Annotated in this window: 10 protein-coding genes; 9 read left to right on the forward strand and 1 reads right to left on the reverse strand. The window is 51.3% G+C overall.

The features are described 5' to 3' along the window. The first annotated feature begins 18 nt into the window (after positions 1–18). On the forward strand, positions 19–783 hold the full coding sequence (locus ASF29_RS03555) for a CDP-alcohol phosphatidyltransferase family protein (RefSeq protein WP_062448519.1): 765 nt from the start codon (positions 19–21) through the stop codon (positions 781–783). Next, positions 780–1,535, forward strand: a complete 756-nt coding sequence (locus ASF29_RS03560; RefSeq protein ID WP_062448521.1) for an FkbM family methyltransferase — start codon at positions 780–782, stop codon at positions 1,533–1,535. Before ASF29_RS03555 ends, ASF29_RS03560 begins: the two co-directional genes overlap by 4 nt. An 8-nt stretch (positions 1,536–1,543) precedes the next feature. On the opposite strand, the gene ASF29_RS03565 is transcribed toward ASF29_RS03560, so the two are convergent. Beyond that, positions 1,544–2,461, reverse strand: coding sequence for a lysylphosphatidylglycerol synthase transmembrane domain-containing protein (locus ASF29_RS03565; protein WP_082453354.1), 918 nt, complete (start codon positions 2,459–2,461; stop codon positions 1,544–1,546). 74 nt (positions 2,462–2,535) lie between these two features. Between ASF29_RS03565 and ASF29_RS03570 the strand changes: the two genes are divergently transcribed. The 7 genes from ASF29_RS03570 (at position 2,536) to ASF29_RS03595 (ending at position 10,031) form a co-directional block, all read left to right on the forward strand. Next, positions 2,536–4,155: a hypothetical protein gene (locus ASF29_RS03570; RefSeq protein ID WP_062448523.1), complete on the forward strand. Its 1,620-nt coding sequence runs from the start codon at positions 2,536–2,538 to the stop codon at positions 4,153–4,155. 201 nt (positions 4,156–4,356) lie between these two features. After that, positions 4,357–6,531, forward strand: a complete 2,175-nt coding sequence (tssI, locus tag ASF29_RS03575) for a type VI secretion system tip protein TssI/VgrG (protein WP_082453355.1) — start codon at positions 4,357–4,359, stop codon at positions 6,529–6,531. Positions 6,532–6,539: 8 nt separating this feature from the next. Beyond that, the gene (locus tag ASF29_RS03580) at positions 6,540–7,394 is read left to right on the forward strand and encodes a DUF4123 domain-containing protein (protein ID WP_062448525.1); all 855 of its coding nucleotides are present in this window, start codon (positions 6,540–6,542) and stop codon (positions 7,392–7,394) included. Next, entirely contained in the window at positions 7,387–7,950 is a 564-nt protein-coding gene (locus ASF29_RS24255; RefSeq protein ID WP_156462507.1) for a hypothetical protein, read from the forward strand. The genes ASF29_RS03580 and ASF29_RS24255 overlap by 8 nt, the downstream gene beginning before the upstream one ends. Positions 7,951–7,954: 4 nt before the next feature. Further along, positions 7,955–8,647 (forward strand): hypothetical protein, encoded by a 693-nt coding sequence (locus tag ASF29_RS03585; RefSeq protein ID WP_062448526.1) that lies wholly within the window; start codon positions 7,955–7,957, stop codon positions 8,645–8,647. 738 nt (positions 8,648–9,385) lie between these two features. Further along, complete coding sequence (locus tag ASF29_RS03590; RefSeq protein WP_244473469.1) at positions 9,386–9,643, forward strand: PAAR domain-containing protein; 258 nt, start codon at positions 9,386–9,388, stop codon at positions 9,641–9,643. A 4-nt stretch (positions 9,644–9,647) separates the two neighbouring features. Continuing rightward, positions 9,648–10,031, forward strand: a complete 384-nt coding sequence (locus ASF29_RS03595) for a hypothetical protein (protein ID WP_156462508.1) — start codon at positions 9,648–9,650, stop codon at positions 10,029–10,031. Positions 10,032–11,414: the final 1,383 nt, after the last annotated feature.

Consider the following 11,414-nt stretch of genomic DNA (forward strand, 5'->3'; position numbering starts at 1 on the left):
GCTGATCGGGAGGAATGAATGGCTCTGATCCACGGCGAGGTGCCCAATGGCCTCAAGGGGCGAAGACCCCTCGTTCACAATACATTGGCGCATCTTGCCTGCCTGATGTTGGGTACAATTATTGTTGCTCTTCTGGTCCGCACGGAGATGTCTCTTGGCTGGGATTTCGTGGCCGCTTCCGTGCTTTCACTGTCGATCATCTTTGGCTTCGTGATGTATCTTCTTCCAGGTTATCCACACCGAAGGTTTGGCTATGCCAACATGGTCACGGCGTTCCGGGCGTCGCTTGTCAGCCTGACCGGTGCAACGGTTCTGTGTTTTGAAAGTCTGCACAAGACCGACACCGTTCTCTGGGTACTGGTCGGGGTCGTGGTGTTTGCGCTGGCTCTGGATGGGATCGATGGCTATCTCGCGCGTCGGTATCGCCAGGAGTCCGAACTCGGCGCGCGCCTCGACATGGAAGTGGATGCTCTCCTTATTCTGGTGCTTTCGGTCGCTGCAGCAATGATGGATAAGGCCGGTGCCTGGGTGCTCATGATAGGTCTGATGCGATATATCTTCGTCGCCGCAGGCTGGGCTGCACCATTTCTCAGCGCCGACTTGCCCCCGTCGCTCCGACGCAAGTTCGTTTGTGTGGTGCAGGTTGTCACCCTTTGCCTGATTCTGGTTCCCGCCATTACGGTCCCGATGTCAGCCTATCTGGCAGCTGTCGCACTCGCGATGCTGGTCGTTTCCTTTGCCATCGACGTCGTCTATCTCGTGCGCCAGCGGGTGAGGGCATGACAATCGCCTCCAATCTGTCGCCTTCGCTGGGGTTCGCGCGTTCGCTCGTCGTCTACTACGGGCAGCCATGGCGGCGTTATGCGCTGAAATGTTTTTATCGGTCTCTTGTCGCGCCTGGTGATCTTGCCTTCGATATCGGCGCGCATGTGGGCAGCCGAACGCGGACGTTGCTGGATATTGGTGCGAAAGTCGTTGCTATCGAGCCTCAGCCGATGTTTGCGGATTTTGTCGAAAAGCGTTTTGGCGACGAGCTTGAAGGCTTTGAGCGCGTCGCCGTCGGTCGTGCACAGGGGCAGGTCGAGCTATTGATCTCAAGCCGCCACCCAACAGTCACCAGCGTCTCCAGCAGCTTCGTGGACGCTGTCAAACAAAGCGTGGGCTTTGCCCATGTCGACTGGGACAGGAAAGTCACCGTGCCGATGGTGACGCTGGATGATTTGATCAAGACATATGGCTTGCCCAGCTTCTGCAAGATCGATGTGGAGGGAGCAGAAGCCGAAGTGCTATCTGGTCTCACCAAGCCGATCGATCTCGTCGCTTTCGAATATATCCCCGCCATGCCGTCAGTCGCGTCTCAAGCCATCGCGATGCTGCAGGCGCTCTCCGATTATCGTTTCAACCGCGTCGAGGGAGAAACGCATCGCTTCGTGTCTCCAGAATGGAAGGCGGGTGCTGAAATTTTGGCGGAGTTGCAATCCATGGCGCAAGATGCACCGTCCGGCGATATCTACGCCAAGGTGAAGCGAACGTGAGATTGCCATCACGCGTCGCGTGGCCGCTTTCGGAAAGCCACTGCGGCGAGGAAGACGATGCCTGGCGCTGCCCCTACGAGCGAAAGCCACCCATAGGTGATGCTGGCGGCAAGGCCATCGACGGACGATGCTCCCAGCATAGGCCAAAGCGCCATCGCCGCAGCCTCACGAGTGCCCCAGCCACCAAAGCCGGTTGGAATGAGCATTGCGACGAGACAGAAGGGAATGACCGTCAGACACGCGACCCAAGGCAGCTGCGACCCCGTCGCCTGCGCCGCGATGAAGAACACGCCAATATAGCTTGCAAGAATGCCGACGCTGGTGACGGCTTGAAAAAGCCAGGCCTTTCGCCGGACAAAAACCTGCATAAGCTCCCCATTGAGCGTGCTTATGGCTGCGCCACTCCGCTTTTTCAGCAACACGGCAATTATGGTGATGACACTCACCGTAATCGCGATGATGAGGATATAGCGCATCTGATGGCTCAAATCGTCGCGGGTGATGAATGGCCAGATGGCGAGCCCGGTCGCTGCCAAAGCAAAAAACGCAATCTGCCCGGACAGTCTTTCGAAGACCACCGCCTTGGCCGGTTGCTTCCAGCCGCCCGGCTCGTCACTGCGCATCCTCCAAGCTCTCACTGCATCGCCGCCCACGCCGCCGGGCAGAGTCTGGTTGAGAAAGCTCGCGACATAATATTCCCTGATCGCCTTGAACCGCCCAATATTTTGGCCCAGACGAGCGGACGTGAAGCGCCACCGCAATGCCGAAAGAACGATCTGCACCTGCACCAGCACAAGGCATCCGATGATAGCGCCCCACGAAATGCGCGCAAGCGACTGGTTGAGCGCCGCCAAATCGGTGCGAAGGATGATCGCAGCAAGCACGGCCAGCGTCACGACGGATGCAACTATTCGCAGTTTGTTCAAGCGCGGCGGCCTTTGTATGATGGTTGTTTTTCCAGCAGGCCTATACGAGCCGTATCGGAAAGCGGATTGAAGTAATGGGCAACATCGGATCAGCTCGTGAATACATTAACTTGAAAGCGGCCATCGGTGCAGCGCTGTTCTCCGTTACCGCTTTCCTCGCCTTCACGCTGCCTGACAACCCCGATGCACTCGGCGCAAGCAATTTTGCCCGGCTACCATTGGAATGGCCACTCATGGCTCTCTTGGCGCTGGTCACACAGGGATGGCTGAGGCGCGTCATCATCTTTGTCTGCGGCTTCATCGTCTTTCTCGTTCTGTTTCTGAAGACCGCCGACATCGGCGTGCGAAGCGCGTTTCAGCGGCAGTTCAATCCCTATCTCGACCTGAAAATGCTGATGGATGGCTGGAACCTGATATCCGGCACGATCGGCACCCCGGCAGCCGTTGCCGCGCTGGTCGGTGGCATCGTCCTCGTCCTTTTGGTGGCAACGGTATTCCTCAAGTCACTGAAGTGGATGGCGCAGTCAAAGGGACGCCTGAGGCACCTGCTGCTGGGAGCCTTTGCGGCCATCTTGGTCGCTGGTGTGGGGCTGCTCTTGCTCGGGACGCAAAGGATCACCCTCGCGACGCCCACCTATCTTTCCGCACGGCTCAATCTCATCGTGCGTTCCGTCGCGGACATGCAGGTTTTCGAACGGGAACTCGCAACAGGCATCGGCCCGCGCGACGGAAAGAACCTCTTTCAGGCGGTGAAGGGCAAGGATGTCATTCTCATCTTCGTGGAATCCTACGGACGGTCCGCTGTCGAAGATCCTCAATACGCCAGCGTCACGTCACCGAGATTGTCCGAAATGGATAAACAGATCGCAGCGGCGGGCCTTTATTCCGCAAGCGGCTGGATTACCTCTCCCACGGTTGGTGGGCTAAGCTGGCTTGCCCACGGCACCTTGCTGTCAGGACTGTGGGTCGATAGTCAGGCCCGCTACGATCGGCTGATGATCAGCAGCCAGCCGAGCCTGAACCGGTTGTTCTCACAGGCGGGCTGGCACAGCGTGGCTGTCATGCCCGCCATCACCATGGACTGGCCGGAGGCTGACTATTTCGGCTACGATCAAGTCCTTTCGGCGTCAGGCCTGGAATATAAGGGCAAGCCCTTCAACTGGGTCACGATGCCAGATCAATACACCCTGTCCGCCTTTGATCGCCTTGCGATAAAGCCCGCTCATGCGCGCGGCCAAAACGTGATGGCGGAAATAGCCCTCATTTCCAGCCATGCGCCCTGGACGCCGGTCCCCAAACTCATCGACTGGAACGCGGTAGGCGATGGATCGGCTTTCGATCAACAGGCTACCAGCGGGGATGCCCCCGCGGTCGTGTGGGCCAATCCCGATCGCGTCCGCGCTCAGTATATCCAGACCATCGATTATTCTCTGGCAACACTGGGCGATTTCATCGCCCGGCAGGGACGTGGCGCCACCTACATCATTCTTGGCGATCATCAACCGGCGTCCATTATAACGGGGCCGGGCGCATCAAGAGCGGTACCGGCACATATCATCACCGATGATCCGCAACTCATGTCCCGTTTTTTGAAAGACGGTTTCACCAGCGGCATGAGCCCGACAGGTGAAACACAAGAGCAGCCTATGGATGAATTCCGCGACCTATTGATCGATAGCCTCAGCGGCCGTTAGCCAATTCACTCGAAAAAACAATCGCAGCCTCTCGGCCAAGTTCACGCTTCGGGCGACCGAATTCAATATCCGATTCAACGGAGCTCGATATAGTTGCGCAAATTGATAAATTTCTCATTGTTGACACAATTATTGATTGAATTATGTTTGGTTTTTGAAGTTTGATTGATATTTTATCCCATCCGTTCACCGGGGTTCCCCATGACCGACCAGCCATCGTCCGCCGATTTCATCCAGGCCAGCCGTGTTTTGAAGGTCAAGTCGCCTCTCGGCGAAGACCAGTTGCTGCCCGAGCGCATGGTGATCAACGAAGGTGTATCACAGCTTTTCGAGATACAGTTAAATGTCCGCGCCAAGAAGGAAGCGGTGAAGCCGGAAGAACTGATTGGTCGTCTGGTCGATGTGTCGGTCGAAGTTCAACAGGGCGATGGCGAGGATGGCAGTGGCGTGCGCCGTCCTTTCAATGGGCTGGTGACCGACCTGCATGAGGGGCCACCCATCACCCGCGGCCTGCGCTCCTACGCCATGACGATCCGTCCACAAATGTGGCTGCTGTCGCGCCGTTCAGACTGCCGCATCTGGCAAAACAAGACCTCTATCGACATCGTTGAAACGCTCTTTTCCGAACATGGCATTCCGGCACCGGATACGTCCGGGATCATTAAACCTCCGCCTGCACAAGAGTACAGCGTCCAGTTCAACGAGACGGACCTTGATTACCTCTTGCGTCGCTTTCAGGAGGACGGTCTTTTTTACTGGTTCAGCCACGAAGACGGCTCTCACAAGCTGCATGTGGCGGATACCGCCAATGGCTGGCTTGGACCTTCACCGTCTGCACAGGGTGAAGGCAGAGTGAGATTGGCACAGGGCTCGTCGGATCGCAACCACATCAACGACTGGGCCCGTCGCTTTTCCTACGTGCCGGGTCAGCGTGCAGGCGCCGATTGGAATTTCGAGACACCGAGGATGGTGCCGGGCACAATGACACCGTCTTTGGTGCAGATGCCGGATGCAACCAAGCGGGAGCTTTACGAATACCCTGCCCGCATCAAGACCGTGGAAGAAGCGGAGCGTGCCCAGAAGCTGAGGGCTCAGTCGATCGAAGCCGACCATGACCGCGTTTTCGGCGGATCGACATCCCGCATCCTCGAGGCTGGTCGCCGGTTTACCCCCTATGAGGAAGCCCATCCGGAACACGAATACGAAGAGCATGTAATCATCCGGGCCAGCCACACCATCGTGGATCGCTCGTACGAGACCAACAGCAACGAGCCTGAATACCGCAACCAGTTCGAGGCCATTCCGGCCCGCGTGCCGCTTACCCCGCATCGTACGACCAAACGCCCGAAGATCGAAGGCACACAGGTGGCGATTGTTGCGGGACCTGACGGCGAAGAAATCCACCCGGATCAATATGGCCGCATCAAGCTGTGGTTCCCGTGGGACCGCAGGGCCAAGAAGGATGGCACGGATACGTGCTGGGTGCGCGTAGCGCAGAACTGGGCAGGCGCCACCTGGGGTGGGCAGATCATTCCGCGCATCGGTATGGAGGTAATGGTTGCGTTCGTGGATGGTGATCCCGACCGCCCGCTGGTGACGGGGGTGGTGCCGAATGCGCGGCAGACGGTGCCTTATGAGTTGCCTGCAAATAAGACCAAAAGTACGTTTAGAACTCAAACGCATAAGGGGCAGGGGTTTAACGAGTTAAGTTTTGAAGATGAAAAAGATAATGAAGAAATTTTTGTCCATGCGCAGAAGGACCTGAACAAGAAGGTTCTCCATAACAATACTGCGCGAATTGATAATCATTTTCTCGAATCTGTTGGCGGTAACAAAGCGGTCGAAGTTGGAAATAATTTTGATAAAATGATAGGCGGAAATTTTTCGATCGCTGTCGGACCGAATAGTTATGGTATCCTCTCAGCTTCCGCTGATATTGCCAGCGATTATGGCATTGCGGGTGCCGTATCCTTTTGGCCAGAAAATTACTCAAGAGGAAATGGCTATTTTAATATAACAGTCGAAAAGGGGATGAACGAATTTGTTGGCACTGATGCAACTGAGCAGATATCTGGTTCGAAATCGGTAAGTGTTGGTAAAAAAATGAGCTACTCTGTGGGGGAAGAGCTTGAGATACGCGTAGGGCGAAAATTGACGTTTGTGGTAGGCAGTACGAGATTCGAAATGGATCATGTAGGCAAAATTATATCGCAAGCGGCTCTTACCAATTTGCTAAAAGGTGGGGCGGCAGAACTCACAATTGGTCCTGGTCCAATTCTGTATTCGCCGTTAATTGTTGCAGGTGAGACTCCTTTTCAGGCGACAGACTGTCTTAAAAAGCTAGCCAATGAAAATAAGCCATTCATTGGCTTATAGGCAGTGATATGAAATATATAGATATTGTGCAGGATTTTCAGAAGTACTTGAGAGAGATAAGTAATTCATTATATTTAGTAATGGACGGTGCGTGCTTTGAAGATCTTCCTGATAATTTGAGAAGAGAGAGATTAAAACATATTTCTCTTTATCTTGAAAATGTCGATCCTGATAGAAGTAGGTCAGGACCATTTCTAGTAGAAATTGGAGACCGATTAGAAGATATTTTTTATATTTTCAGAAACCATGACGTCGGAGTTTTTTGGATATGGAGTTTGTCATTTGATGAATTATGTAAGCATCTGAGAAGTATAAATTTAATATACTTGGAAGGTTCAGGTGTTTCCTTGTTTCGTCACTATGATCCTGTGGTTTTGGAAAATATCCACGGAGTTCTATTGCCTGGCCAAAAGAAACGTTTAATTGGCAGAGCAGACGGAATATTAATACCATGTGACGAGGGAGATATCAGAAAGATTGTAATACGTGATGATGTCCCTTCGTCATCCGGAAGTCTCCGTTTGACATCCAAACAGGTAGAAGAAGTTGAGTTAAGGCATATTACCGTGCGGCTAAGGTCAGATATACTTAAATTTAATGATATTGCTAATATTCATTACTCTCATGAAAGTGTTTTTAAAGCAATTCGCTGGTCACATGAGATCTTGAAGAAAAGGTCTAAGCCCACGATGTTGGATTATTATGATTTAGCTACGATTTATTGTTTGTATGGTGAGGACGCACTGCTGCGATCAGGCATGTTGGAGTTTTTAGAAACAGCACAGTTTCCGATAAGTGACGCTCGAGCCTTATTAAATTTTCTGTGTCAAAATGCTCTTGAGAAGGAGTCTATTGGTGTCTGATTTTGCTCTCGATGTCGGGAAAATGCTACTTCAGGGTGCTGGCCGTGGAGCATCCACAGGGAGAACTGGGGGTGTTTGGGGCGCACTTTCGGGAGCAGTTCTTGGAGCGTCGATTGAATCCCAAAAAGCCACAATAGCTAATATCGAAGAACATAGAAAAAAAATAATCGCCGACCATTCGGCTACCGCAGCTAGCGCGGTCGTGGCTGGATGTAATTCTCATCGTGGTCGTTGGCAGGCTCAAGGCATAGCTGCAAACCGAGCCGAGTTGAATGAGTCGAACAAATGGGCGTTATGTGACCCGTTACCTAAGCCCTTGGGAAGAATTTTATTAACTCACCTTTCTGCGAAGACCAATTTCACTGATTCTCATTTGCGTGCACCGGCGTTTATCCAAGCCTCTCAATGGATAAATAATGTCGCTCCTTCCGGCGTTGGGCCAATGAAACGTTCGTTTACTGGAGAGGGTTTATTTAATCTCCAGAGGCTTTATGGCATGAAAGACACCCCCCGGGTAGATGTGGAAGTTCAAGCCGGAATAGCCTTTGTGGGATGAAAAGATGACTTATTCGGAGTTTACGAGGTTGCTTAGCGATACTAATTTTAACGATTTCTGGAAGGACAGCCTTACATTTAACTATCTCCGCCTTTTTTGGGCGAAAACATTGGGGTCTAAGCAATGGTTTCAAGAGGAACAATGGCAAATTGACGGGCTTTCTGGGAATGAGCGACCTGAAGGTGATGCTCTACTTGAAAGTTATAGTTTGACTGCGGGAAGTGCAGAAGATTGGAACCAGGCTCGGTTTGTTTTCACAAACCGTTTTTTATCTACGGCTCGACTTTTGTACGATGTTCGTGTTTTGCAAGGTGCAATAATCCCCGCAAATGATCCTTTGGGGGCGGCTGATCAGCTAAGAAGGTTTATTTTAGACCTTACAAATTCAGATTTAGAAAGTGAAGAGTGGCGAGATTTAGCTCGTAGACATGTACCGCTGGAGATTTGGGCTGAAGGTCAGGAGAAGGGTGATCTGAAGCTCTTTTTTGTCATTGAGCATTCTGATCAAACCGTTGAAGATATCTTGTGCCTACTTGAATCGGCTGCTTCAAAAAAATTCGATCCAGAGTTCTGTCACGATTTGTCCGAGAAATATATGAAGGAACAGTATGGCCGGTCTGAAGTTGATTTCTTACTTCCGGAATGGTTAAAGGAGCTCCGTCATACATTTATAGGTAAATTCGCTACACGGGATTAGATTGGCTGGAACCGTTAGAGGCAGACGTGGCAAATCTTGAATACTTTGCGAGTGAACCGCCCCGGCTTTGCCAGAGACCGTTTGTTTTAAGTTATGCTGCCAACAACGATGCCTTGTCACAACTCGCAATTGACACAATCAAGGCTTTTTGGAAGTGATAGAATTTGTAAAATTTTCGCTTCGAATTGTAGTTTATTTCTTTTTCGTCCAATTGTTTGATTTTGCCTTCTTAGCGGGGCATCTGTACGCGGAAAAAAATTCTCAAAATATAATTTTTGCTGTTATTTGTCTGATAATCGGTATTTTAATCTCGCTTTTCTTAGCTAACGTTCTTGCTAAAAGGGCAGGTAGGAATTGGTCTTCGAATGTAGCGCGATATGGAGAAAGTAATGCTGTCGCTCGGGGAAGGATGGTATGTGAGTTAATTGCATTGATTGGGATATTGAGTTCTTTACCACTTGCATACAGATTTGGTGGAGTTTTTTATGGTAATTTTATTGCGCCAATACTCTACGGGATGATATCATATCTATTTTTTGTTTTAATAGTATTAGGAGTGTATGGGATTACTTTTCGTCGTAATCAATAGGCAGATGATTGTGATTAGTGGTAATAGAATTAGGATGCTATAATACCGCTAGCTCACCGCCGCACTGACATTGGCTCTGGCCACTCGTGCCACTTTCCGCCTACGCTTGCTACAGGCGGAAGCCCGAACGTGTTTGTGAAAAAAACCTAATGCGCGTAGGTGATTCCTATGTGCCTCACCGTTGCCGGGTTTGCCCAGAGCCCGTTCACGGGCGTAAGCTCGCCGCTGGCTCGTCGACTGTTTTCATCAATGGCAAGCCTGGTGGTCGCATTGGCGATGCCATTGATTGCGGTGGCCAAGCGCAAACAGGCTCTCCAAATGTGTTCATCGGCGACGAAGGTGAAGCAGGCGGCACGGAGTGCCAGAAGAACATGGCATCCCAATCCAAGTCGCTAGTGCGAAGATAGGCTGATGCATGCTGGGGCTACTGATGAGAGCGGATTGTCGTCAGTCGCGCAGGCGTTGTCGAAGGCGATTTCGGAGCTTTCGGCTGATAAAGACAAGCGTGTCTACGCTGTCATGGACGGATCGCAGTTTGATGATCTGTTGCGCTTGCTGAAGCAAGCCGATGTCGCGCATCGCCGGCTCTATCGCTATGCCGGTGGCGATTATTCCGTTATTCTTTGTGGCCCTTGGCTTGTCGATCCTTATCAGGCAAGTGTGTCATCGACGTCCTTTGAGCCCATCCCAGATGTCAATGATGACAACGCTTCGGACGATCAGTTGGCGCAGCACCGGCATTGCTGTCATGTAATTCCAGTGTGTTCGGAGTCATCCAGGTTGTCGAAGAGGTAATAATGCAGAAAAGCGGGAAAGCGAAATTATTCAGTATAGTGGCTGTAGTAATCGCCGTATTTATCACTGTGCGGCAAGCGACCGCGCAGTACGGTTGGTTCGGGGTTACTTTCGGAGAATTTTCCTTTCTGTTTTGGATGTTTGTAGCGATTTGGCTTGTCAGCGTGGCAGCCGTGCTTCGTTGGGCGAGAAAGTGGTGGATACTCATAACTTTACCTGTCATCCTCTTTCCCGTTTGGATGTCAGCGGTTGTCGTGTTTAAGTGCGTTCGCGGGAACTGCTTCTGAGTGATGCCGCGGCAATTACGACACACACGTCGAGAGTAAAGGATGGTTAATGATCATATCTTTTACAATTTGGTTTGGAGTCCATTGATCGATGGGTTCAAGCCCGTATGAGGCCTTTGGTGCCCCCCATTCTCCGAAGGGATATTTTGTCTCAGTTCATTGGCCGGGCTCCTCCAAAGTGGCCATGAACATTAAAAGGGGCACAGATATACGGCAGGCGAATCAGATCGAGAATGGCAGGGGTCGGAAGCCCTGTTCGTCGAGCGCTGGCTTGTCCTCCCAAATGTAATTTCCGGCGGTCCAATGTTGGTGCTCACAGCAGGAAAACCCCAGACTCTCCTGAAAACTGGAGGGAAGATATGTCTTAATTTATCACAATCAAAATAGGAAAATATTCATATTTTGATTTACGACGAGAGATTTTTCCTTTATGGTATTTGAAGTCGCGTTCTCGTGCTGGCAGCCCCAGGCGAAGAAGGTGGCGGGTTTTGTTTTGATGGTACTCAGTTATCTGAGCAGAACTCGATAAATGAAATGCGCGCTGTGCAGGCGGAATAACCCGTTGGTGACCCTATGGGCAGAACGGGCTTTCTTATTGCGCGTCGATGTATTTCGAGCGTGGCTGAGTTTGGAATGCGGATAGTGGCAGAGAAGTAGGAAGACGAGGAAGATTAGATTTCAGCCTGGCGTGCGGGCCCGGATGCTGGCTGGAAATGCGGTTTGATAATTGGGGGCGCTGAGAGGTGCCACACATATACAGTTACGAGGTAGCTTTCAGCGCCCCGTTGAAATGGCTTGTTTAGCTTATGGTTGAACGAGCAACGAATGGTGATGACGCGAGCTCAGTCAGTTGCGCGAACGAATAAGTGTGTCTTGCAGGAAAGAGGTGAGATCGAAGAGTAAAGTATAAAGATATAAAATCACTAAACTCACAATGCTGCATATATAGAAATATATATTTGCAGATCGACTTTGCACGTTAATATATAAATTATAAGCAATCAAACGTACGGATAGTCTGGATAAGTGCGCGTATTTTTGGACGGAAACCAGTCGGAAAGCTCGGAATCGACTGCAAATGAAGGGATTTGGCTAT

This window comes from Rhizobium sp. Leaf262 (assembly GCF_001422245.1).
Taxonomy (GTDB): Bacteria; Pseudomonadota; Alphaproteobacteria; order Rhizobiales; family Rhizobiaceae; genus Agrobacterium.